Source organism: Rhizobium sp. 18065 (genome assembly GCF_902706095.1).
In the GTDB taxonomy this organism is placed as follows: domain Bacteria; phylum Pseudomonadota; class Alphaproteobacteria; order Rhizobiales; family Rhizobiaceae; genus Allorhizobium.
Genome location: NZ_CACSJP010000001.1, coordinates 349,899 through 373,105 on the forward strand (window position 1 = coordinate 349,899; position 23,207 = coordinate 373,105).

Annotated in this window: 20 protein-coding genes; 12 read left to right on the forward strand and 8 right to left on the reverse strand. The window is 59.8% G+C overall.

Going from position 1 to position 23,207, the window contains the following annotated elements:
• Positions 1-130 precede the first annotated feature (130 nt).
• Positions 131-1,219, forward strand: a complete 1,089-nt coding sequence (gene hrcA, locus GVK95_RS01700) for a heat-inducible transcriptional repressor HrcA (RefSeq protein WP_159946137.1) — start codon at positions 131-133, stop codon at positions 1,217-1,219.
• 48 nt (positions 1,220-1,267) lie between these two features.
• Positions 1,268-1,939: a nucleotide exchange factor GrpE gene (gene grpE, locus GVK95_RS01705; protein WP_159947422.1), complete on the forward strand. Its 672-nt coding sequence runs from the start codon at positions 1,268-1,270 to the stop codon at positions 1,937-1,939.
• 71 nt (positions 1,940-2,010) lie between these two features.
• On the opposite strand, the gene ptsN is transcribed toward grpE, so the two are convergent.
• From ptsN to lptC, 6 genes are all read right to left on the reverse strand, one after another.
• Entirely contained in the window at positions 2,011-2,475 is a 465-nt protein-coding gene (ptsN, locus tag GVK95_RS01710) for a PTS IIA-like nitrogen regulatory protein PtsN (RefSeq protein WP_159946138.1), read from the reverse strand.
• A 74-nt stretch (positions 2,476-2,549) separates the two neighbouring features.
• Positions 2,550-3,128, reverse strand: coding sequence for a ribosome-associated translation inhibitor RaiA (gene raiA / locus GVK95_RS01715; protein ID WP_007602446.1), 579 nt, complete (start codon positions 3,126-3,128; stop codon positions 2,550-2,552).
• A gap of 249 nt (positions 3,129-3,377) precedes the next feature.
• Positions 3,378-4,946 carry an RNA polymerase factor sigma-54 gene (gene rpoN, locus GVK95_RS01720; RefSeq protein WP_159946139.1) on the reverse strand — a complete coding sequence of 523 codons (1,569 nt, stop codon included), beginning with the start codon at positions 4,944-4,946 and terminating at the stop codon, positions 3,378-3,380.
• A 145-nt stretch (positions 4,947-5,091) separates the two neighbouring features.
• Positions 5,092-5,841, reverse strand: a complete 750-nt coding sequence (gene lptB, locus GVK95_RS01725; protein ID WP_192814372.1) for an LPS export ABC transporter ATP-binding protein — start codon at positions 5,839-5,841, stop codon at positions 5,092-5,094.
• A gap of 79 nt (positions 5,842-5,920) precedes the next feature.
• A complete protein-coding gene (locus GVK95_RS01730; RefSeq protein ID WP_159946140.1) occupies positions 5,921-6,478 on the reverse strand; it encodes an LptA/OstA family protein in 558 nt (185 codons plus the stop codon).
• Complete coding sequence (lptC, locus tag GVK95_RS01735; protein ID WP_159946141.1) at positions 6,475-7,158, reverse strand: LPS export ABC transporter periplasmic protein LptC; 684 nt, start codon at positions 7,156-7,158, stop codon at positions 6,475-6,477. The genes GVK95_RS01730 and lptC overlap by 4 nt, the downstream gene beginning before the upstream one ends.
• Before the next feature lie 312 nt (positions 7,159-7,470).
• Between lptC and GVK95_RS01740 the strand changes: the two genes are divergently transcribed.
• The 7 genes from GVK95_RS01740 (at position 7,471) to GVK95_RS01770 (ending at position 13,069) form a co-directional block, all read left to right on the forward strand.
• Positions 7,471-7,773 (forward strand): integration host factor subunit beta, encoded by a 303-nt coding sequence (locus GVK95_RS01740; protein WP_006724965.1) that lies wholly within the window; start codon positions 7,471-7,473, stop codon positions 7,771-7,773.
• Positions 7,774-7,869: 96 nt separating this feature from the next.
• Positions 7,870-8,214 carry a LapA family protein gene (locus GVK95_RS01745; RefSeq protein ID WP_159946142.1) on the forward strand — a complete coding sequence of 115 codons (345 nt, stop codon included), beginning with the start codon at positions 7,870-7,872 and terminating at the stop codon, positions 8,212-8,214.
• Positions 8,215-8,320: 106 nt separating this feature from the next.
• Complete coding sequence (locus GVK95_RS01750; RefSeq protein ID WP_159946143.1) at positions 8,321-9,505, forward strand: class I SAM-dependent methyltransferase; 1,185 nt, start codon at positions 8,321-8,323, stop codon at positions 9,503-9,505.
• Positions 9,502-10,362, forward strand: coding sequence for an RNA methyltransferase (locus GVK95_RS01755; RefSeq protein WP_159946144.1), 861 nt, complete (start codon positions 9,502-9,504; stop codon positions 10,360-10,362). Before GVK95_RS01750 ends, GVK95_RS01755 begins: the two co-directional genes overlap by 4 nt.
• Before the next feature lie 3 nt (positions 10,363-10,365).
• Entirely contained in the window at positions 10,366-10,857 is a 492-nt protein-coding gene (lspA, locus tag GVK95_RS01760; protein ID WP_159946145.1) for a signal peptidase II, read from the forward strand.
• Between the two features lie 86 nt (positions 10,858-10,943).
• Positions 10,944-11,822 carry a GNAT family N-acetyltransferase gene (locus GVK95_RS01765; RefSeq protein WP_159946146.1) on the forward strand — a complete coding sequence of 293 codons (879 nt, stop codon included), beginning with the start codon at positions 10,944-10,946 and terminating at the stop codon, positions 11,820-11,822.
• Positions 11,823-12,151: 329 nt separating this feature from the next.
• Positions 12,152-13,069, forward strand: coding sequence for a LysR substrate-binding domain-containing protein (locus GVK95_RS01770; protein WP_159946147.1), 918 nt, complete (start codon positions 12,152-12,154; stop codon positions 13,067-13,069).
• 9 nt (positions 13,070-13,078) lie between these two features.
• On the opposite strand, the gene GVK95_RS01775 is transcribed toward GVK95_RS01770, so the two are convergent.
• Complete coding sequence (locus tag GVK95_RS01775; RefSeq protein ID WP_159946148.1) at positions 13,079-15,364, reverse strand: NADP-dependent malic enzyme; 2,286 nt, start codon at positions 15,362-15,364, stop codon at positions 13,079-13,081.
• 197 nt (positions 15,365-15,561) lie between these two features.
• On the opposite strand from GVK95_RS01775, the gene mutS reads away from it, so the two are divergent.
• The 3 genes from mutS to murJ all read left to right on the forward strand — a co-directional run bounded on the left by mutS (position 15,562) and on the right by murJ (position 22,712).
• Positions 15,562-18,213 carry a DNA mismatch repair protein MutS gene (gene mutS, locus GVK95_RS01780; protein ID WP_244618654.1) on the forward strand — a complete coding sequence of 884 codons (2,652 nt, stop codon included), beginning with the start codon at positions 15,562-15,564 and terminating at the stop codon, positions 18,211-18,213.
• Between the two features lie 95 nt (positions 18,214-18,308).
• Positions 18,309-21,143 (forward strand): [protein-PII] uridylyltransferase, encoded by a 2,835-nt coding sequence (locus tag GVK95_RS01785; protein WP_159946150.1) that lies wholly within the window; start codon positions 18,309-18,311, stop codon positions 21,141-21,143.
• Positions 21,144-22,712 (forward strand): murein biosynthesis integral membrane protein MurJ, encoded by a 1,569-nt coding sequence (murJ, locus tag GVK95_RS01790; protein WP_159946151.1) that lies wholly within the window; start codon positions 21,144-21,146, stop codon positions 22,710-22,712.
• 29 nt (positions 22,713-22,741) lie between these two features.
• Here the strand turns inward: murJ and GVK95_RS01795 are convergent, their stop codons facing one another.
• A complete protein-coding gene (locus GVK95_RS01795; RefSeq protein ID WP_159946152.1) occupies positions 22,742-23,164 on the reverse strand; it encodes a DUF882 domain-containing protein in 423 nt (140 codons plus the stop codon).
• Positions 23,165-23,207: the final 43 nt, after the last annotated feature.

Genomic DNA, 23,207 nt, shown 5'->3' on the forward strand with positions numbered 1-23,207 from the left:
GGGTTTTGCAATGAAAAACCCGGGTCCTGCGCAAAAGCCCTGTTGCCTTGCGGAATTTGGCCTTTGTGATCGAGGGCAGAGTGACTATATTTCCTGTCATGAAACACTGCACACAGTGCTTGCTCCGATAATGGTTGCACCGACGCATACAATCACCGACGTTTCTTCTTCGCTGGACGACCGTTCCAGAGAGGTCTTTCGGCGCATTGTCGAGACATATCTCGATTCCGGCGATCCGCTCGGGTCCCGCAACCTGTCGCGCCTGCTGCCCATGTCGCTGTCGCCGGCCTCGGTGCGCAATGTGATGAGCGATCTTGAAGGCCTCGGCCTGATCTATGCGCCGCATATCAGCGCTGGTCGCCTGCCGACCCAGCTTGGCCTGCGCTTCTTCGTCGACGCCTTCATGCAGGTCGGCGATCTGTCCGAAGAAGAACGTGGCACGATCGAGCGTCAGATCCGGCCACCCAGCGCCGATCAGCCGATGGAAGCGATGTTGACCGAGGCGAGCCGCATGCTTTCGGGCCTGTCGCGTGGTGCGGGCCTGGTGATCTCGTCCAAGAACGATCCGGTCCTCAAACATGTCGAGTTCATTCGGCTGGAGCCGACCAAGGCGCTTGCTGTTCTGGTTGGTGAGCATAACCAGGTCGAGAACCGCATCATTGAACTTCCGGCCGGTATCACCGCTTCCCAACTGACCGAAGCGGCGAATTTTCTCAATGCCAATCTCGCCGGCCAGACCCTGTCGGAAACGCGCAGCCAGCTGGAAAAGCTGAAGACGCAGGTTGCCGGCGAGCTGGATGCCCTGTCGCAGGATCTGGTCGAGCGTGGACTGGCGGTCTGGTCGGGTGGTCTTGGCGATCAGAAGCCGACGCGACTGATCGTGCGAGGGCGCGCCAATCTGCTTGAGGGGCTTGCTGGTTCCGAAGACGTCGACCGGCTGCGCCTGCTTTTTGATGATCTGGAGCGCAAGGAAAGCCTCATCGAGATCCTTGATCTTGCCGAAACTGGACCGGGCGTGCGCATCTTCATCGGCTCGGAAAACAAGCTTTTCTCCTTGTCCGGGTCATCACTGATTGTAGCGCCCTATCGCGATGGCGAAGACCGTATCGTTGGTGCCGTGGGAGTGATTGGCCCGACACGGCTCAATTATTCCCGCATCGTGCCGATGGTGGATTACACCGCCCAGCTCATGGCGCGCTTGGCGCGTTCCGGCCGATAAGAGCTTCTTTCCCCTCCACGCCTTGATTTTTTCACGACAAACCCTGATATCGGGCACAAATTCGAAACTCAGAATTCGAACAATGACAATAATTCGGAGATCGTCATGACCGGTGAGACCAACAAGAACGGACCTGACACGTCGGCTGCCGAGGCTACCATGCCCGATGCAGCAGAAGAGCAGATCATCGTTGAAAGCGAAGTGGACGCGGATCCGCTGGATGATCTGAAAGCTGAGAATGCGGATCTGCGGGATCGTTTCCTGCGCTTGGCTGCTGAAATGGACAATCTTCGCCGCCGGACAGATCGCGAGATCAAGGACGCCAAGTCCTATGCGGTTACCGGCTTTGCGCGCGATATGCTGTCGGTTTCGGACAATCTTCGCCGCGCGATTGAGGCGCTGCCGGAGGAAGCCCGCACGACGGCGGACGCCGGTCTTGCCGCTCTGATCGAGGGCGTGGAAATGACCGAGCGTGGCATGCTGTCGACCATGGAACGCCATGGCATCCGCAAGATCGAGCCGGTCGGTCAGAAATTCGACCCCAATTTCCATCAGGCGATGTTTGAAGTCCCGAACCCGGACGTGCCCAACAGCACTGTGGTCCAGGTTGTTCAGGCAGGTTATGCAATCGGCGAGCGCGTGCTGCGCCCGGCCATGGTGGGTGTCGCCAAGGGTGGCCCGAAGATCGACGCGAACGGTGATGCCTCCGGCAAAGCCTGAGCATCAAGCCATGCATGAAACAAAAAAAGCGCCCATCACGGGCGCTTTTTTTATGTCTTTGAGCGTTTGCTTCAGGCCGCGTTGGACGCATGTTCCTGATTGAGGAAGGTGAAGATCGCTGAACCGGAATCGGTCGCGCGCAGCTTGGCCACGAGATCCTGATCGCGCAGAACCCGGGCAATGCGTGACAAAGCCTTGAGATGATCAGCACCAGCACCTTCCGGGGCAAGCAGCAGGAACACCAGATCGACCGGCTGGTCGTCCAGCGCCTCAAAATCGACCGGCGTTTCAAGCCGGGCGAAGACGCCGGTGATTTGTGTGATGCGGTTGAGCTTGCCATGCGGAATGGCAATTCCATTGCCGACCCCGGTGGAGCCGAGGCGCTCTCGCTGCAAGATGACATCGAATATTTCCCGTTCGGGAATATTGGTCAACTTCGAGGCTTTTGCCGCAAGTTCCTGAAGCAGTTGCTTCTTCGAGTTCACCCTGAGGGCGGGTACGACAGCATCCTGTTGCAGCAAATCTGCCAAGGCCATATCAACTTCCTTCATGCTGGAGAGACGAGCGGCGGGCGACTGCCAGAATGGAATTCGCCCGCCGTTGTGCTTCTTCAGCCTTTGATGTTGGCGGAATCGATCCACCCGATATTACCATCATTGCGACGGTATACGATGTTTACTTCTTCTGTTCCCGGACTTCTGAACAGGAGAACAGGCTCGTCAGTCATGTCCAGAGCCATGACGGCCGAGGCGACTGACATCGTCCTCAGCTTTTTGGTGCTTTCTGCAACGATCGTGGGTGCATAATCTTCGGGCACCTCGTCTTCGTGCTCGTCCGGAAATGAATCCATGACGGTATAGGCAACTTCAATCGATGTGCCAGCAACGCCGACCGCATGGTGATCCTTCAACCTGCGCTTATAGCGTCTAAGGCGCTTTTCAATGCGCTCGAACGCTGTGTCGAAAGCCACTTGAGGATCATTCGCCTCGCCAGCAGCATGAAGGTTCGCGCCTGCGTCGAGATGAACGAGGCAATCTGCGGCATACCGCGATTGCGACTTCGTCACGACGATCTGGCTTGAATACCCTCCGTCGAAGTATTTGGTCACCGCATCTTCGATCCGCTGTTCGATCCGCTGACGGAACGACTCGCCGATTTCCATTTGCTTGCCGGATACACGCACACTCATGGAGTTTCCCTTCTTATCGTTGGTTTGCAAACCTACCGTCGGTTTGCAAAGACCATTTTACGCCAAGCCACGTCTGCGTCCAAGCTTTTCGAGCGAACCAATGAATCTGTTGCCTCGTTCGATAGGCGTGTGCTGGGGATAAGTTTCAAGCAAGAGTATGCGCGTTCGATTGCGGCGGGCTTCTAGCTTTCATCCCGCCAAAAGTCAATGCGCTGTTAAGATTCAGGTAAGTTTCGCGCGGTGCAGACCCTAGATTGCAGGCACTTTTGCCATGGCGCGCTTCTCTCTGCGCCGCTGCACGGAGGACGGGATATTCATCGACTCGCGATATTTTGCCACGGTTCGCCTGGCAAGGTCGACGCCGCTGGATTTCAGGGTGCACACAATATCGTCATCGGACAGGACAGCCTCTGTGCTTTCCTGCGCGATCATCATGCGTATGCGATGGCGCACGGCTTCGGCGGAGTGGGTATCGCCGCCCTCGGCGGACGCGATCGAGACGCTGAAGAAATATTTCAGCTCGAAGAGACCACGTGGCGTCATCATGTATTTGTTGGTCGTGACGCGGCTCACGGTCGATTCATGCATCTTGATCGCATCGGCAACGATCTTCAGGTTGAGCGGCCTGAGGTGGTCGACACCTTGCTCGAGAAAGGCCGACTGCTGCCGTACGATCTCCACGGCAACCTTCATGATGGTTTTGGCGCGCTGGTCGAGGCTGCGTGTCAGCCAGTTGGCGCTTTGCAGGCATTCCGACATGAAAGCCTGGTCGCCGCTATCCTTGGTGCCGCCCTGCCGTCCGACGGCCGCCATGTAGTTCTGGTTGACCAGAACGCGGGGCAGGGCGTCCGGATTGAGTTCGACCTTCCATCCGCCAAGCGGGTCAGTGCGCACCACGATGTCCGGCGTCACCGATTCCGTTGCGCTGTGTTCGAAATTGCTGCCGGGCTTGGGATTGAGTTTGCGGATCTCGGCCAGCATGTCGATGAGATCTTCCTCGTCGACGCCGCAGATCTTTTTCAGTGTATTGAAGTCGCGTTTCGCCAGAAGCTCCAGGTTTTCGACCAGGCCGGCCATCGCCGGATCGTACCGATCGCGTTGGCGAAGCTGTATGGCCAGACATTCACTGAGCGTCCGGGCGAAGACGCCGGCCGGCTCCAGCGTCTGCAGTGTTTCCAGCACTTGCTCTATCGCATCCCGGTCGCGTCCCAGCCGCGATGAAACTTCGTCGAGGTCGGCGCGCAGATAGCCGGCTTCATCGAGATGATCGACCAGAATGGCGGCAATCAACCGATCGGCATCGTTGCTGAGCGCAAAGGGAATTTGCTGGTTCAGATGATCGCGCAGGCTGATCTGCCCGGCGACGAAATCATCAAGGTCGAAACCCTCGCCGGTCTCACCGGAATTGCCCGGCATCGATTTCCATTGGCTGAGCAGTTCCGGAGCATCGGGTCGTACCGCGGAGCCTTCATCGGAAAAAGCATTGTCGAAATTGGCATCCAGCCGGTCGTTCAGACTGGTATTACCGTTTTCCTCGTACCAGTCACTGTCGAGTGAGGGCGCAGCGGGTGCGTCGTCGTTGGCATGATGTGTCTCTGCGGAGATCGGCGGTGGCCTGTCCGTCGGATCGGCACTGTCGCCGCCCAAATCGCCATCATCTGCCACCATTTCAAGCAGTGGGTTGCGTTCGATTTCCTGGGAGATGAACTGCATCAGTTCGATATGCGTCATCTGCAGCAGCTGAATCGATTGCATCAGCTGTGGTGTCATCACCAATGACTGGCTTTGTCGCAGGAAAAGATTGGCGGATAAGGCCATGATCGACGCTAGACTCCCCTACATCCCCCGATAATTCCCGTCTTTCATGACGGGCAAAATCCACTTGGCCCAAAAATTGCTTTTTATTTCAGTTTGGTCAAGTCGCAGGAGGGGATGCGGAGGAGTTTTCTTGGTCAAGAGGCCTTTAAAGGCTGAACTTGTCGCCAAGATAGAGCCGGCGGACATCGGCATTGTTGACGATATCATTCGCCCGTCCGTGGGTCAGGACCTCGCCGGCATGAATGATATAGGCCCGATCGATCAGCCCGAGTGTCTCGCGGACGTTGTGGTCCGTGATCAAAACGCCAATGCCGCGTGCCGTCAAGTGGCGGACGAGATTTTGGATGTCGGAGACGGAAATCGGATCGACACCGGCAAATGGCTCGTCGAGCAACATGAAGGTTGGGTCGGTGGCGAGCGCGCGTGCGATTTCAAGACGACGGCGTTCGCCACCGGATAGGGCGACAGCTGCCGACTTGCGCAATTTCTCGATATGGAATTCGTGCAACAGTTCGTCGAGCTTTGCTTCACGCTTGCGCCGATCGCTTTCATGCACTTCAAGCACGGCACGGATATTGTCCTCGACCGACAGGCCGCGGAAGATCGACGCTTCCTGTGGCAGGTAGCCGACGCCGAGGCGCGCGCGCCGATACATCGGCATGGACGTGACGTCATTGCCATTGATCGTGATCGTGCCGGCATCAACCGGCACCAGCCCTGTGATCATGTAGAAGCACGTGGTCTTGCCTGCCCCATTTGGGCCGAGAAGGCCGACGGCCTCGCCCCGGCGAACCACGAGGGATGCACCATTGACGACGCGACGGGTATTGTAGGTCTTGGTCAGCCCGTGGGCAATCAACGTGCCTTCGTAGCGCGACTTGTCGCCCTTCAGCACGGGGCTGGCCGCAGCAGCGTCCGCCGGGCTGCCGGCCTTCTTCGAAAAAAATGGGATTTGCACGTTCAGACCGATCCCGTCACTGCTTTTTCTGCGATTTAGGGTCGAGCTGGATCTGTACCCGTCCGCCACAGCTGTCGAGCTTGGCTTGGCCAGAGGTCATCTGGACGGTCAGCTTGCAGCCCACGAAAACATTCTGGCCTTCCGACAGCACAACGCGGTCGCCTTCCAGGACAAAGACCTGCTTCGTCATGTCGAAGAAGCCCTTGTCTGCCGTCGCCTGCTGTGTGCCAGACGACAGGAAGACCTTTTCCATCACGTCGATCTTTTCGATGTCGGCATTGCCCTGGGTAACGCTTGCCCCTTCACCGCGATAAAAGACCGTCATCGCGCCCGCCTGCAATGTGGTCGCGCCCTGCACGACTTTGACATTGCCGGTGAAGAAAGCCTTCTTCTCCTGCTCGCGAATTTCCAACGCGTCGCTTTCGATCTGGATCGGCTGGTCATTGGAAAGCTTCATGCCGTCCATCTGGCTGCTCTTGGCCTGGCCGAAGGCCGAGGTCGATACGCAGGACATAAGGCCCAGCAGCAAAACGTGGCCGGCGATGGAAAGCTTCGGGGAGCGGCTAGAAATCATGGTTTGGCGGCTTCCATTGACCCGTTTTGACGAAGCGCCGACGGCTCTATGTTGACCCGTACATCGCCCGTGAATGTGATTGTTCGCCCCTTATCCGTTATATTGAGCGACTTCGCAACAATCGAAGCGCCCTTGGTCTGGATTGCAACCGGATCGGAGGTTTCCATCGTGCCGCCCTTGATGTTGAGGCGTGCCGATTGGAACTGGGCGTCGAGGCCGCTGTTGAGGTTCAGCGTAAATGGTTTGTCGAGATTGAGGAACTCGGAACCGCGGTCGAAGATTCCGCCGATGGCCTCGACCCGGGCAATGATCTTGTCATTCACCGGCACGGCCGCAGAGATCGTCTCGAGCGCAATGATGTTCGGGTTCTTGATGTCCTGCAGCGCCCGTTCGGCGCGCATCGAATAGCTGACGCCATCGGCATTGCGCCCGGAAATGGCCGGCTTCTCCATCACGACCTTGCCGTTTTCAATCTTGGCGGACGCAATCTCCAGATTTTCCGGCAGATAGGCGCGGACGATCGATACGCCGATAAACATGAAGGATATCAATGCAGCGCCGACCGGCAGCAGCACTTTCAGCCGCCGTACTCGCGTCGAATGGCTGGCCGCCTTGCGATAGGCGATCGCCCCAGGCGATTGCCCGGCGGCCTGCGCACTCTCGTCTGTCCGTTGCAACATGAGGAAAACCCGTCTGATGGAGCGCGCATTATATCGATGACGTCGCCCGGAGCCGACGTTTCGCATTTAAATCCGTGAATGCCAATATGGATTTTCACACGCCAATTACAAGTTTGCATGGCGATGGGGCCAATTTGCGACCGATAGAAGCATAAGCCAAAATTGGCGGTAGCGGTCCGCCTGCATTTGTGATTTCTGTCATAGCCTTCGCAATTGCTGCATCCGGCGGTTAAGTTGTTCCTTGACTAGGCTTTTTTGGTTTGGCAACGTTAGCGGCGATCAGAACATTTGAGAAACTCAGGGGGAGCGCGCGTGATTAAATCGGAACTTGTGCAGATTGTCGCGGCCCGCAATCCGCATCTCTATCACCGGGATGTCGAAAATATCGTCAATGCCGTGCTGGATGAGATCACTGACGCACTCGCTGGCGGCAACCGCGTCGAACTTCGCGGGTTTGGTGCATTTTCCGTCAAAAACCGTCCCTCCCGCTCCGGCCGCAATCCGCGCACCGGCGAAACCGTGTTCGTCGAGGAAAAATGGGTGCCGTTCTTCAAGACCGGCAAGGAGCTTCGCGAGCGTCTGAACCCCGGGATGGGCGACGAAGACGACGAATGATCGTCCAGCCGGATTGAAAAAGTCGACCCGGTGATTAACTTGGGTGGCGTAGGCGCCGTGTCCTGACATGGCGAACAAATCACAGGGAGTGCCGCCATGATCCGGAAACTGTTCACTCTAGTGGTCTTCATTCCGCTTGGCATTTTGCTGATCGTTCTTGCCGTCGCCAACCGGCAGTCCGTCAGCCTGGCGCTCAATCCGTTTAATCCTGCCGACCAGGCACTTTCGCTGTCGGCCCCCTTGTTCATTCTGCTGATCCTGGCGGTCATTCTCGGCCTTGTGATCGGTGCCGTTGTCACCTGGTTCTCGCAAAGCAAGTATCGCAAGCGGGCCCGCAACGAGAGCCGATCCGCCCAGCGTTGGCAGGCCGAGGCGGACCGCCACAAGACCCGCGCCGAGCAGATTGCCGGCAGTTCTCTGCCGTCGATCGCAGCGAAGTAGCTATATCGGGGCCAACTTCGCTCATTTGTCGGCAAAATCGCTTTTCGCTCCTCTGCTGGAATGATATGGGCAGCGCCACAAGAGCACGCACCCACGGATAGATGACGTGAAAAACAAGGAACGCCGCCCCGGTGGAAAACCGCCGGCGGGCACCAATCCCAGAGCCGATCTTAGCCAGAACGCCAAGCCGGGCGCCAGGTCGAGCAGTAGACCTTTCAAGACGAAGCCGGCAGGTTCTGACGCCGATCGCCCGCAGCGTCGCGACGAACAGAAGCCGCGTCCGGCAAAACCGTCAGCGCCGGCGCACAACGTCCGCGAAACACAGGTTGAAACCGTTGCAACTGAGCCTGCGCGCGCCTTGATGCTGCGCAGCGGCGAGCGCCCGGCCGAGCGCGTTCCGCTGATCCTGGAATCGTCTGGCGCCGGAGATTTCCATCTGATCGACAGCGGCGATGGCCTGAAGCTTGAACAATATGGTCCTTACCGCATTGTCCGCCCGGAAGCGCAGGCGCTGTGGCCGAAAGCCCTGCCTGCCCATGTCTGGGACAATGCATCTGCGATCTTCACTGGCGATACCGACGAAGACGGTATGGGTCGCTGGCGGTTCCCAAGCGAAGCGCTCGGTGAAACCTGGCCACTGTCGCTTCTTGGCGTCGATTTCCTCGGTCGGTTTACCGCGTTTCGCCATGTTGGGGTCTTTCCCGAGCAGATTGCCCATTGGGCCTGGATGAAGAGCCAGATCGAGCAGGCCGGACGTCCACTGAAGGTACTCAACCTGTTTGGCTATACCGGCGTTGCATCGCTCGTCGCGGCAGCCGCCGGCGCCGAAGTCACCCATGTCGACGCGTCCAAGAAGGCGATCGGCTGGGCGCGGGAAAATCAGTCCCTGAGCCGCCTCGACAAGGCGCCGATCCGCTGGATCTGCGAGGATGCGATGAAGTTCATCCTGCGTGAGGAGCGCCGGGGCAACCAATACGACATCATCCTGACCGACCCGCCGAAATTCGGCCGAGGCCCCAATGGCGAAGTCTGGCATCTGTTCGAGCACCTGCCTGTCATGCTGGATGTCTGCCGCGAACTGCTGTCGCCGAAGGCGCATGGTCTGGTACTGACCGCCTATTCGATCCGCGCCAGCTTCTATTCGATCCATGAGTTGATGCGCGAGACCATGCGCGGCAAGCGTGGCTTGGTGGAATCCGGCGAACTGGTCATCCGCGAAGCCGGCCTCGACGGCAAGACGCCCGGCCGGGCACTTTCAACCTCTCTCTTTAGCCGCTGGGTGCCGAAATGACGGATGATTTCAGACAGGAAGGCGCGCGTCGCGTCGGCCAGGTGAAGGAAGTCACAAGCCTTGCCAATCCGATCGTCAAGGACATCAAGGCGCTGTCTCAAAAGAAGAGCCGCGACGAAAGCCGGACATTCCTCGCCGAAGGTCTGAAGCTGGTCATCGATGCGCTCGAACTGGGTTGGACGATCCGCACCCTGGTATATGCCAAGGCCGGCAAGGGCAAGCCGCTGGTTGAAAAGGTCGCGGCCCGTACGGTCGCCTCCGGCGGCCTGGTGCTTGAAGTCAGCGAAAAGGTGATGTCGGCGATCACCCGCCGCGACAATCCGCAGATGGTATCGGCCGTCTTCGAGCAGCGGTGGACTTCTCTGAGAGACGTTGCGCCAACCGATGGCCAGACCTGGGTTGCCCTCGACCGCGTCCGCGATCCGGGCAATCTCGGCACGATCATCCGCACCGCCGATGCAGCCGGCGCCTCCGGCGTCATCCTCGTTGGTGATTGCACCGATCCGTTCTCGCTGGAAACTGTTCGCGCCACCATGGGCTCGATGTTTGCCGTGCCGCTGATCAAGGCAACGCCGGTAGAATTCCTCAAATGGAAAAAGGGATCCGGCGCCCACCTCGTTGCCACCCATCTCGCCGGCGCGGTCGACTATCGCACGATCGATTATCGCTCGAAGCCGGTCATCCTGATGATGGGCAACGAGCAGTCCGGCCTGCCGGACGAACTCGCTGAGGCCGCCGATGCGCTGGCCCGTATTCCCCAGGTCGGCATGGCGGATTCGCTCAATCTGGCCGTTGCAACCGGCGTCATGTTGTTTGAGGTTCGCCGTCATCTGCTCAAGCTGGATGGAGCGAAGTAAGCGATGCTGGCTGCCTTCAACCGACCACTGCCGGTCGCGATTTTCATCATCGCGGCACTGATCCTCGATCAGGCGATCAAATATGCCGTCGAGATCTATCTGCCGATGCACGAACTGGTGCCGGTCGTCCCCTATCTCGGGCTGTATCGCACTCACAATCTCGGTGTCGCCTTCTCCATGCTGTCGGATGCCGACGGCTGGTTCATCGTCGGGCTTCGCCTGCTGATCGTGGCTTTTGTCGTTTGGCTCTGGCGCAAGACCGGGCCGGATCATCACTTCGCTCATCTCGGCTTTGCGATGATCATTGCCGGCGCCTTCGGCAACTTGGTAGATCGCTTCGTCTATGGCCATGTCGTCGATTACGTTCTTTTCTACACCCAGACCTGGTCTTTTGCGGTCTTCAATCTGGCCGATAGCTTCATCACGCTCGGCGCTCTCTGCATCCTGATCGACGAGATTATCAGCCATCGGAAAGCCAAGCCGAGCGAGGAGTGAGCGCCCGGGTTGCATGCCCGATGTGTCACTTTCCTGTCGCAGATTCGTGGTTTATGACGCGGGAAAACGAAGCCGGATTTATCGCGATGAGCTTGGAATTAATCGATCGTGGATCATTGCTTGATCAGCAACCTGCGCCGGCCAAGGTGCTGGGTTCGCTCAATCCGGGGCTTCTCGGCCGCATAGGTTCGCTGGAAACCCGGTTGGCGCGCACGGAGCGCGAGATCGATGCGGCTCAGGCCGTGCGCTACCGCGTCTTTGTCGAGGAGATGAAGGCCCAGATCAGCCCCGAAGGCGCCCGTCGCGGCCGCGAGGTCGATGCCTGGGATGCGCTTTGCGAGCATCTTCTCGTTCTGGACCGTTCGATCGAAGGCGATGCCGAAGACCAGATTGTCGGGACTTATCGTCTTCTGCGCCACGAGGTGGCAATCGCCCATGGCGGCTTCTACTCCGGCTCGGAATTTGCCATCGGCGAATTGCTCGACCGCCATCCGGAAAAGCGCTTCATAGAGCTTGGCCGCTCCTGCGTCCTGCCTGAATATCGCACCAAGCGTACGGTTGAACTTCTGTGGCAGGGTTGCTGGGCCTACGCCTTGCAGCACCGGGTCGACGGCATGTTCGGCTGTGGGTCTTTTCCCGGCGTGCGTCCGGAAGAACACGCGCTGGCTTTGTCGTTCCTGCATCAGAACGCGGTCGCCAAGGGTGAATGGGCGGTCAGCGCCCGCCCTGAGCTTTACCGTGAAATGGACCTGATGCCCTCAGAGGCGATCAATGCGCGGCGCGCGTTGTCAGCCATGCCGCCCCTGATCAAGGGCTATCTGCGTCTGGGCGCCATGGTCAGCAATGGCGCGGTCGTCGACCACGCCTTCAACACCACGGACGTCCTGATCGTCCTGCCGATCGCCAGTATTTCCGACCGCTACGTCAATTATTATGGCGCGGACGCCGGTCGCTTTGCCAGCTAGCAGCGACAGCCTTGCAGCGTCGATGATGTGATGGTGGCAGCCTTTGGCTGCCTCTCGTCACGACGTGCCGGCAACACCTCCGGTGGGATCGGCAGATCGGCCAGTTGCCGCACGGATAACCCGCTCAGATCGGGATGGCCCAGCGGATCATGCCGCCAGGATTGACCGGTCCGACGGTTGGCAGACATTGCGGACTTCCAGAAAAACGTGAACATCACTTTGCCTTTCTTGCGGGTTTCAGGCCGTGAGGGTCTTTGATGCTGTTGTTTTCCTGCAATACCACCCAGGTTTCAATTGAGATTTCTGCCGTTTCGCTATAGATTTTCTATATGCGAAATCTAAATCAGGTTCATTTGAACGGTCTGCGCGCGGTGGAAGCCGTCAGTCGCCTGGGCTCGTTGCAATCGGCAGCCGACGAGCTGGGGGTGTCGGTTGGTGCCGTCAGCCAGCAGGTCATCAAGACGGAACAGCAGCTCGGGCGTCAGCTTTTCGAGCGCACGAACCGTGGCATGGTGGCAGCCGACACCGCATCCGATATCCTCGCTCGCCTGACGGAAGGGCTGAGGCACCTGTCGGGTGCCGTGGCGCTGGCGCAGCGCAGTGACGATCAGGTTCTGACGATTTCGGTTGCGCCGGTGTTTGCCGCCCGCTGGCTGGTGCACCGCATCAGTGCCTTTTCCGAGCGTTTTCCCGATGTCAGCCTGCGGATCGATGCAACCGATCGTTTGAAGGACCCGACCTTTTCCGATGTCGATCTCTGCATTCGCGTCGGGCGCGGCCATTGGCCCGGCTGCCGCTCAGAACTCGTTCTACAGCAACGGATCTTCCCGGTCTGCACGCCGGCGATGGCTGAGGGATTGCAAACGCCGGCCGACCTGATGAAGCTGCCAAAGATCGTCGACGGCCGGGCAATGTTCACCTGGGATGTCTGGCTGTCGTCTGTCGGCCTTGCCGGTACTGAAATACAGGCCCGGCATGTCTATAGCGAAGCCTCGCTCTGCCTCGATGCGGCGATTGCCGGGCAGGGCGTGATGATGGCCTGGCAGACTCTCGCCTCGCACCAGTTGCAGCATGGGCAACTGGTTGCACCCTTCGGCCCTCCGGTCAAAACCGGGTTCGGGCACTACTTCGTTGTGGCAGACACGGCACGCCGCAGCAGCAAGGTCGAAACCTTCAAGCGCTGGCTGCGCACCGAACTCGAGGAAGACATGGAGCAGCTGTCGGAAGCCGCTCCTCTTCTGGCCTGATCGCGGGGATCAGGCGCCGGCATTGTAGGCAGCAATCGCCGCCATGTTGACGATGTCGCTGTCCTTGGCGCCGATCTGGGCGATCTGCACCGATTTCTCCAGTCCGACCAGCAGCGGCCCCATCACGGTAAGGCCGCCCAGTTCCTGCAGCATCTTTGTCGAGATCGCCGCAGAATGGATCGCTGGCATGACCAGCACATTCGCCGTGCCCGACAGCCGGCAGAACGGATACTGCTCCATCCGGTGGCTGTTGAGCGCCACGTCAGCCCCCATCTCGCCGTCATATTCGAAATCGACATGACGGTTGTCGAGGATTTTGACCGCCTCGCGCAACCGCTCGGAGCGCTCGCCGGTCGGATGGCCGAAGGTCGAATAGGCAAGCAGCGCCACGCGCGGTTCGAGCCCGAGGCGGCGTGCGACGCCTGCCGATTCTTCGGCGATATCGGCCAGTTCTTCGGCGGTCGGCATGTCATGCACGGCTGTGTCGGCGACAAGGATGGTGCGGCCACGCGCCAAGGCCAGAGAAACGCCGATAACCCTGTGGCCGGGTGCCGTGTCGATGCACCGGCGCACGTCTTCGAGCGCCGTCGAATAGTTGCGCGTCGTGCCCGTTACCATCGCGTCGGCGTCGCCCAGCGCCACCATGCAGGCGGCGAAGTGATTGCGATCGGTATTGATCAGGCGCTGGGCATCGCGGTGCAGGTAACCTTTGCGCTGCAGGCGGGCATAGAGATATTCGGTATAGGCATCGACCCGGGTCGAGACGCGGGCGTTGACCACCTCGATGCCCGGGCGATCCAGATCGATGCCGGCTCGTTCCGCTGTTGCCTTCAATGGTTCGTCACGGCCAAGCAGGATGGCTGTGCCCAGCCCCTGATTGGCAAAGGCAATGGCCGCGCGCATCACCTGCTCTTCTTCGCCCTCGGCAAAGACCACCCGCTTCGGATGACTGCGTACGTGCTCGTAGATGCGCTGGGTAGCCGCCGCGATCGGGTCGCGGCGGGCAGATAGCTCATGCGCATAGGCGCCGAGGTCGTCGATCTCTTTTCTGGCAACGCCGGTCTCCATCGCAGCCCTCGCGACGGCCACCGGAATGGCCGAAATCAATCGGGGGTCGAAAGGGACCGGAATGATGTATTGCGGGCCAAAACGCGGACGCTGGCCCTGATAGGCGGCCGCCACGTCGTCTGGCACATCCTCGCGCGCCAGATCGGCAAGCGCCCGCACGGCGGCGATCTTCATCGCATCGTTGATCTGGCTGGCGCGCACGTCGAGCGCGCCGCGGAAGATGTAGGGAAAGCCGAGAACATTGTTCACCTGGTTCGGATAGTCCGACCGGCCGGTTGCCATGATTGCATCGTCGCGGATTTCGGCGACCTCTTCCGGAGTGATTTCCGGATCGGGATTGGCCATGGCGAAGATGATCGGGTTCGGCGCCATCGAGGCGATCATGTCGGCCGAAAACGCGCCTTTCTGCGACAGTCCGAGCACGACGTCGGCACCTTCCATCGCCTCCTTCAGCGTCCGGCGATCGGTCTTGACTGCATGCGCCGATTTCCACTGGTTCATGCCCTCTATGCGACCCTGATAGATGACGCCTTTGGTGTCGCAGAGGATGATGTTGTCGCCGTTGAAGCCCATCGCCTTGATCAGTTCGATGCAGGCGATCGCGGCAGCCCCTGCGCCATTGCAGACTAGCTTGGTGGTCTTGAAGTCACGGCCGGTTAGCTCCAGTGCATTGATCAGGCCGGCGGCTGCGATGATCGCCGTGCCGTGCTGGTCGTCGTGGAAGACCGGGATGTCCATCAGTTCGCGCAGCCGGCTCTCGATGATGAAGCAGTCCGGCGCCTTGATATCTTCGAGGTTGATGCCGCCGAACGAAGGGCCGAGATAGCGCACGCAATTGATGAATTCATCGACATTCTCGGTATCGACCTCAAGGTCGATGCTGTCGACATCGGCGAAGCGCTTGAAAAGCACGGCCTTTCCTTCCATCACCGGCTTGGAAGCCAGCGCCCCAAGATTACCGAGACCAAGGATGGCGGTACCGTTCGAAATGACCGCGACCATATTGCCGCGCGTGGTGTAGTCATAGGCCGTATCTGGGTCTGCTGCGATCGCCTTGACCGGCACGGCAACGCCCGGCGAATAGGCCAGCGACAGGTCGCGTTGCGTGGCCATCGCCTTTGTCGGCGTGATTTCCAGCTTGCCGGGGCGGCCCTGCGAGTGGAAATCGAGCGCTTCCTGTTCGGTGACCGAGACGCGCGTGCGAACAGTTTTCTTGTCGATCGGCATGTTTCCCCTCAGCTTGTTGTGGGCAGCTGCGTTGTCATCCGCCCATCATGTTGTTTTTCTGCAGCGCAGGTCGTTAGTGTTGCACGACTTTATCATCAAGAAAACATTGGCCAGTGACGATCCATTCATCCGCCCACAACGAGGTCCTGAACGTGGCAACGCTTGCCTCGGAGGAAAGCCGCGCATCCGCCACGCCGATGATGGAGCAATATATCGAGATCAAGGCCGCCAATCCCGGTAGCCTGCTCTTCTATCGTATGGGCGATTTCTACGAACTGTTCTTCGAGGATGCCGTTGATGCCTCACGGGCACTTGGCATAACCCTGACCAAGCGCGGCCAGCATCTAGGTCATGATATCCCGATGTGCGGCGTGCCGGTTCATGCAGCCGACGATTATCTGCAGAAGCTGATCATTCTCGGTTTTCGCGTCGCGGTATGTGAACAGATCGAGGATCCGGCCGAAGCCAAGAAGCGCGGCTCGAAATCCGTGGTCAAGCGCGACGTCGTGCGCCTTGTCACCCCTGGCACGCTCACCGAAGAAAAGCTGCTCTCGCCGTTCGAATCCAATTATCTGATGGCGCTCGCCCGCATTCGCGGCGGCAGCGCGCCGCAATTGGCGCTGGCCTGGATCGATATCTCCACCGGCATCTTTCGCCTCGCCGAAACGACGGAAACCCGCCTGCTCGCCGATATCCTCCGCATCGAGCCGCGCGAACTGATCGTGCCGGATACGCTGTTTCACGATGAGGAATTGAAGCCCGCTTTCGACGTGCTCGGACGTGTCGTCGTGCCCCAGCCCGGCGTCTTGTTCGATAGCGCCAGTGCCGAGGGTCGGATCGCCCGCTATTTCGGCGTGAGCACACTGGACGGTTTCGGCAGTTTTTCCCGCGCGGAGATTGCCGCGGCCGCTGCCGCTGTCGCCTATGTCGAGAAGACCCAGATTGCCGAGCGCCCGCCACTCGGCCTGCCCGAGCGCCAGAACGCGGCCTCTACCCTGTTCATCGATCCGGCCACTCGCGCCAATCTCGAGCTGGTGAAAACTCTGTCGGGTGATCGCAACGGCTCTCTGCTGAAGGCAATCGATCGCACGGTGACCGGCGGCGGCGCCCGTCTGCTCGCCGAACGCCTGATGTCGCCGCTGACCGATCCCGCAGCGATTGCCGCGCGGCAGGATTCGGTCGCCTTCCTGCTGACCGAAAGCCAGTTGATCGACCGTCTGCGCGATGCGTTGAAGCGGGTGCCCGACATGCCCCGCGCCCTGTCGCGTCTGGCGCTGGACCGCGGAGGTCCGCGCGATCTGGGTGGTATCGTCAATGGTCTGACGGCATCGGCCGAAGTGGCAACCCTTCTGGCGCAGGCCCTTCTGCCGAAAGAGTTGACCGATGCAATGGCCGATCTTCAGGCTCTGCCGCAGGATCTCGGCCGCGGACTGTCGGAGTTGCTCGCCGATGAATTGCCGCTGCTGAAACGCGATGGCGGCTTTCTGCGCGAAGGCGCCGTGACCGAACTCGATGAGATCCGCGCCTTGCGCGACCAGTCGCGCCGGGTGATCGCCGGGCTGCAGCTGCAATATGCCGAGGAGACCGGCATCAGGTCGCTGAAGATCAAGCACAACAATGTGCTCGGCTACTTCATCGAGGTCACCGCCGGCAATGCTGGCCCGATGACCGATACGGATGACGGCAAGGCCCGCTTCATCCATCGCCAGACCATGGCCAATGCCATGCGCTTCACCACCACCGAACTCGCCGATCTCGAAAGCCGCATCGCCAATGCCGCGGGCCAGGCGCTGACGATCGAGCTTGAGGCCTTCGGGCGCATGGTGACCGATGTCGTTGCCGCTGCCGAGCCGATCAAGGCGGCTGCCCGGGCGCTGGCCGTCATCGACGTTGCCGCCGGTCTGGCGTCTTTGGCCGAGGAGCAGGGCTATTGCCGCCCGATCGTCGATGACAGCCGCATGTTCCAGATCACCGCCGGGCGCCATCCGGTTGTCGAGCAGGCATTGCGCCGTCAGGCCGCCAGTCCCTTCATCGCCAATGATTGCGATCTGTCGCCGGAAAAATCCGGCGGCAACGGTGCGATCTGGTTGCTCACCGGTCCCAACATGGGCGGTAAATCGACCTTCCTGCGCCAGAATGCGCTGATTGCCATCATGGCCCAGATGGGTTCCTTCGTGCCGGCCGGTGCGGCCCATATCGGCGTGGTCGATCGGCTGTTCTCGCGTGTCGGCGCGTCCGACGATCTTGCCCGTGGCCGCTCGACCTTCATGGTCGAGATGGTCGAGACGGCGGCAATCCTCAACCAGGCGACCGATCGCTCGCTGGTTATCCTCGACGAGATCGGCCGCGGCACGGCAACCTTCGACGGTTTGTCGATCGCCTGGGCGGCAGTCGAGCATCTGCATGAGGTCAATCTCTGCCGCTCGCTGTTTGCCACCCATTTCCATGAGCTGACGGCCCTGTCGGAAAAGCTGGCACGCATGTCGAACGTCACGATGCGGGTCAAGGAATGGGACGGCGACGTTATTTTCCTGCACGAGGTCGGCCCCGGTGCCGCAGATCGCTCCTATGGCATTCAGGTCGCGCGTCTTGCCGGTCTTCCGGCGGCTGTCGTTGCGCGTGCCCGCGATGTGCTGGCGAAGCTCGAGGATACCGACCGCAAGAACCCGGCAGCCCAACTGATCGACGATCTTCCGCTGTTCCAGGTGGCCGTGCGCCGCGAGGATGCCCGCAAGGCTGGCCCCTCCAAGGTCGAAGAGGCGCTCAAGTCACTGGATCTTGACGACCTGACCCCTCGTCAGGCGCTGGATGCGCTCTATGATCTCAAGAAACAACTTGGCAAGCCTTGAGGGGTAAGGTGCCTGTCAAACGCGCCGGAAAGGCGCTATAGCGCCATCCGAAACCGGAGCCGATCATCCGGTCAGTCAGAAAGCATGCCCGACACATGGCAAAAGCCGAAATCGCCTTTGATGCCCTGCTCGACGTCGACGCCCTGGTGGCGTCCTGCGAAGAGGTGGTTCGCTTGTACTCGGGCAACCTGCTCGAAGTCCGCGCCAAGCTGCTGCCGATCCTGAAAAAGGCGAGCATCGATGGCCGCGAAGTCGCGCGTCTCCAGCTTTTTGCCGATGGCAGCGGCATGAAATGCGCCAACAGCATTTCCTGGATTCAGGACCAGTTGATCTCGGTGATCTTCAGGATGGTCACGGCGCATGTCTATCCTGGGGATGCGGATGGTGTGTCCGTTGCCGCAGTTGGCGGCTATGGTCGAGGGACCCTGGCGCCGGGTTCCGATCTCGATCTGCTCTTCCTGATGCCGTCGAAAACCATGCCGAACATGCATAAGGCCGTCGAGTTCGTGCTCTATCTGCTCTGGGACATCGGCTTCAAGGTCGGTCATGCGACGCGCACGGTCGAAGAGTGCATCCGGCTGTCGAAGTCGGACATGACCATCCGCACGGCCATTCTCGAAACCCGTTTCGTCTGCGGCAACGAGACGCTTGTTGATGAATTGCAGCGCCGCTTCGACCAGGAAGTTACCACCAATACCGCCCCGGAATTCATCGCCGCCAAACTGGCCGAACGCGACGAACGCCATCGCAAGGCCGGCGACAGCCGTTATCTGGTTGAACCCAACGTTAAGGAAGGCAAAGGCGGACTTCGCGATCTCCAGACACTGTTCTGGATCGCCAAGTACAATTATCATGTTCGCGACACCCGAGAACTTGTCCGCCTCGGCGTTCTGTCGCGCCAGGAATGGCGCCTGTTCGAGAAGGCGGATGACTTCCTCTGGGCCGTGCGTTGCCACATGCACTATCTGACCGGCAAGCCGGAGGAGCGTCTCTATTTCGATATCCAGCCGGAGATCGCGAAAAGCCTTGGCTATCAGGCCCGGCCCGGCCTGTCTGCCGTGGAACGCTTCATGAAGCACTATTTCCTGGTGGCAAAGGACGTGGGGGATCTGACGCGCATTTTCTCCGCAGCCCTGGAGGATCAGCAGGCCAAGGCCGTGCCCGGCATTGGCGGCATGATCGGCCGTTTTGCCAACCGTCCGCGCAAGATCGCCGGTGCAGCGGAATTCATTGATGATCGCGGCCGCATCGCGCTTGCCGATCCGGACGTTTTCAAGCGCGATCCGATGTCGATCATGCGGCTCTTCCATGTGGCCGACATCAATGGCCTCGAATTCCATCCGGATGCCTTGAAGGCCGTCACCCGGTCGCTGTCGCTGATCGACAATGATTTCCGCGAAAGCGAGGAGGCCAACCGCCTGTTCCTGGCGATCCTGACCTCGCGCCGTGATCCGGGCTTCATCCTGCGCCGCATGAACGAGGCCGGTGTTCTCGGTCGCTTCATTCCGGAGTTCGGCAAGATCGTCTCGATGATGCAGTTCAACATGTATCATCACTACACCGTCGACGAACATCTGATCCGCACGCTGGAAGTCCTGTCGGAGATCGACAAGGGCAAGGCCGAAGAGATCCATCCCCTCGCCAACAAGCTGATGCCGGAGATCGAGGATCGCCAGACGCTCTATGTCGCCGTGCTTCTGCATGATATCGCCAAGGGCCGTCAGGAAGATCATTCCATCGCCGGCGCCAAGGTGGCGCGCAAGCTCTGCCCGCGTCTCGGCCTGTCGCCAAAGCAGACCGAAATGGTCGCCTGGCTGATTGACCAGCACCTGCTGATGTCGATGGTCGCTCAGACCCGCGACCTGCACGACCGCAAGACGATTACCGACTTTGCCGAAAAGGTGCAGTCGCTCGATCGGCTGAAAATGCTGCTGGTGCTGACGATCTGCGATATCCGCGCCGTCGGACCGGGTGTCTGGAACGGCTGGAAGGGCCAGTTGTTGCGCACGCTCTACTACGAGACCGAATTGCTGCTGTCAGGCGGCTTCAGCCAGGTCTCCCGCAAGGAGCGGGCCAAGCACGCTGCGGAACAACTGACCAAGGCACTGGAAGGCTGGAGCCAGAAGGACCAGAAGACCTATACCAAGCTTCACTATGAGCCCTATTTGCTGTCGGTCGACCTGGAGGACCAGGTTCGCCATACGCGGTTCATCCGCCAGGCTGACAAGGCACGCAAGGCGCTCGCGACCATGGTGCGCACTCATTCCTTCCATGCCATCACCGAAATCACGGTGCTGTCGCCCGACCATCCGCGTCTTCTGTCGATCATCGCCGGCGCCTGCGCCGCTGCCGGCGCAAACATCGCCGATGCGCAGATCTTCACGACGTCGGATGGCCGGGCTCTCGATACGATCCTGATCAACCGGGAATTCCCGATCGACGACGACGAGATGCGCCGTGCCGCGACCATCGGCAAGATGATCGAGGATGTGCTGTCCGGCAGCAAGCGCCTGCCGGAAGTCATTGCCACCCGCTCGAAGGGCAAGAAGAAGAACAAGACCTTCCCGGTCCAGCCGGATGTGCGCATTTCCAACAGCCTGTCGAACAAGTTCACCGTTATCGAAGTCGAATGCCTCGACCGCATCGGCTTCCTGGCGGAGATCACCGCAGCACTCGCCGATCTTTCGTTGGATATCCATTCGGCACGCATCACCACCTTCGGTGAGAAGGTCATCGATACCTTCTATGTGATGGATCTGGTCGGCCAGAAGGTGACCAACGAAAATCGTCAGGCCAATATCGTCAATCGTCTGAAGGCGGTGATGACAGAAGGGGCCGAGGAGCCGCGTGACAAGGAAGCGCCACAGTCTTCCGCCATCGCGTCAACGGTACAGCGTGCCCCTGTGATGCAGAAGAAAGTCCGGGCCTGAATGAGCCTCGTCAAGAAATTCATGACCGTCGGCGGTGCGACGCTGGGAAGCCGTGTTTTCGGCTTTGCCCGTGAAACGCTGATGGCGGCAGCACTGGGCACCGGACCCATCGCCGACGTCTTTTATGCAGCCTTCCGCTTCCCCAATCTGTTCCGTCGTCTGTTCGCCGAGGGCGCCTTCAACGCCGCCTTCGTGCCGCTATTTGCCAAGGAAATCGAGGCCAACGGCATCGATGGCGCCAAGCGGTTCTCGGAGGAAGTGTTCGGCGTCCTGTTTTCCGTCCTGCTGGTCATCACCATCGGCATGCAGCTGTCGATGCCGCTGCTGGTCGAGTGGGTAATCGCGCCCGGCTTTGTCGATGATGCGGAGAAATTCTCGCTGACCGTGCGTCTGGCGATCGTCATGTTCCCCTATCTCATGTGCATGTCGCTGACCGCCATGATGAGCGGAATGCTGAATTCGCTGCATCATTTCTTTGCCGCCGCCATCGCGCCGATTTTTCTCAACATCCTGATGATGGGCGCTCTCGGCTGGGCGCTCTGGACCGGGTCGGATCCGTCGCTGACGGCCTGGTATTTGTCCTGGTCTGTGCTGGCTGCAGGTCTGCTGCAGCTAGCCGTGGTCTATCTCGGGGTTCGCCATGCCGGGATCAAGATCGGCTTTCGCCGGCCACGTTATACCGCGAACGTCAAGCGTCTCCTGGTTCTGGCCATTCCGGCGGCCGTCACGGGTGGCATCACCCAGATCAACCAGTTGATCGGACAGGCGATCGCATCGGGCAAGGAAGGCGCGATTTCCGCCCTTCAATATGCCGACCGGATCTACCAGTTGCCGCTGGGTGTCGTGGGCGTTGCCGTCGGCATCGTGCTCCTGCCCGAACTTGCGCGTGCGCTCAAAGGCGGCTTCATGAAAGAGGCCGGCAACCTGCAGAACCGTTCGATCGAATTCGTTCTCTTCCTGACGCTTCCGGCCGCGGCCGCGATCTGGGTCCTGTCCGACGAAATCATCCGCGTGCTCTACGAGCGCGGCGCTTTTACCGAACAGAATACCGCAGTCGTCGCCGGCATCCTCGCCATCTATGGCATAGGTCTGCCGGGTTTCGTGCTGATCAAGGCGCTGCAGCCGGGCTACTACGCCCGCGAGGATACGAAGACGCCGATGCGCTTCACCATGATTTCGGTGGCGCTGAATACCGGTCTTGCCATCACGCTTTTCCCCCATTTCGAGGAAAGCGGCATCGCGATTGCGGAGGCGGCTGCAGGCTGGACCAACACGGTCCTGCTGTTTTCTGTTTTGCTGTGGCGCGGCCATCTGGTCTTCGAATGGGCGCTGATCACCCGCACGCTGCGCCTGATCATGGCGTCCGGCGTAATGGCGGGCGTACTCGTCTATCTGTCGGATCGCTGGAGCGCTTCCTTGATGCCGACCAGTTCGCTGGTCGAACAGGTCTCGACCTTGGCCTTGCTGATTGTCATCGCAATGCCGGTCTATTTCGCCACGGCCTTCCTGATCGGTGGCGCGGACTTCGGCATGATCCGGCGCAACATCAGGCGCAAGCCCAAGGCTTGAAATCTGCTGTCATCGAACAATGACTGGCGCTAGCAGTGCACCCATCTTCGTTTTGGCCCGATATCGACATGCACCATGCCGTTGCAGTAACGGCCGATACCGCCAATGCCGGGTGCGCTTGCGGCGGCCGCCAGTATTTTGCGCTCCGGCACACCGGGCACACGGATATCAGCGGCATAGCAGCGACTGTGTTGAGATCGGCCCGACCGCGGCCGGTGCCCGGATGTGACCATCGGCTGCCCCCCGGTCTGTCTGGCGATATGGGCGAGGATAGCCCGCAGTTTGGTCGGAAAACAGCTCGCTCGGACGCTGATGCGTTGTAGAGTGTAAGTATTGCTATAGTCGTTTTTCGGCATGAAGAAGTGCCGTTTTTTGGCATCCACTGCACTAGCCGTTGAATGCAGGGTGAACGTCAAAATACAGCCAAAAACGAGACATGAAAACACGCGCATGATGACTCTCCGGAAAATAAGTTTCAAGTAAGACTATCAAGAC

Bases quoted from the DNA above. Each gene is read 5' to 3' on its own strand.
- hrcA (WP_159946137.1), top strand. From the start codon at position 131: ATGGTTGCACCGACGCATACAATCACCGACGTTTCTTCTTCGCTGGAC.
- ptsN (WP_159946138.1), bottom strand. From the start codon at position 2,475: ATGGCCTTGGCAGATTTGCTGCAACAGGATGCTGTCGTACCCGCCCTC.
- raiA (WP_007602446.1), bottom strand. From the start codon at position 3,128: ATGAGTGTGCGTGTATCCGGCAAGCAAATGGAAATCGGCGAGTCGTTC.
- rpoN (WP_159946139.1), bottom strand. From the start codon at position 4,946: ATGGCCTTATCCGCCAATCTTTTCCTGCGACAAAGCCAGTCATTGGTG.
- GVK95_RS01730 (WP_159946140.1), bottom strand. From the start codon at position 6,478: ATGATTTCTAGCCGCTCCCCGAAGCTTTCCATCGCCGGCCACGTTTTG.
- lptC (WP_159946141.1), bottom strand. From the start codon at position 7,158: ATGTTGCAACGGACAGACGAGAGTGCGCAGGCCGCCGGGCAATCGCCT.
- GVK95_RS01745 (WP_159946142.1), top strand. From the start codon at position 7,870: ATGATCCGGAAACTGTTCACTCTAGTGGTCTTCATTCCGCTTGGCATT.
- GVK95_RS01755 (WP_159946144.1), top strand. From the start codon at position 9,502: ATGACGGATGATTTCAGACAGGAAGGCGCGCGTCGCGTCGGCCAGGTG.
- lspA (WP_159946145.1), top strand. From the start codon at position 10,366: ATGCTGGCTGCCTTCAACCGACCACTGCCGGTCGCGATTTTCATCATC.
- GVK95_RS01765 (WP_159946146.1), top strand. From the start codon at position 10,944: ATGAGCTTGGAATTAATCGATCGTGGATCATTGCTTGATCAGCAACCT.
- GVK95_RS01770 (WP_159946147.1), top strand. From the start codon at position 12,152: ATGCGAAATCTAAATCAGGTTCATTTGAACGGTCTGCGCGCGGTGGAA.
- GVK95_RS01775 (WP_159946148.1), bottom strand. From the start codon at position 15,364: ATGCCGATCGACAAGAAAACTGTTCGCACGCGCGTCTCGGTCACCGAA.
- mutS (WP_244618654.1), top strand. From the start codon at position 15,562: ATGATGGAGCAATATATCGAGATCAAGGCCGCCAATCCCGGTAGCCTG.
- GVK95_RS01785 (WP_159946150.1), top strand. From the start codon at position 18,309: ATGGCAAAAGCCGAAATCGCCTTTGATGCCCTGCTCGACGTCGACGCC.
- murJ (WP_159946151.1), top strand. From the start codon at position 21,144: ATGAGCCTCGTCAAGAAATTCATGACCGTCGGCGGTGCGACGCTGGGA.
- GVK95_RS01795 (WP_159946152.1), bottom strand. From the start codon at position 23,164: ATGCGCGTGTTTTCATGTCTCGTTTTTGGCTGTATTTTGACGTTCACC.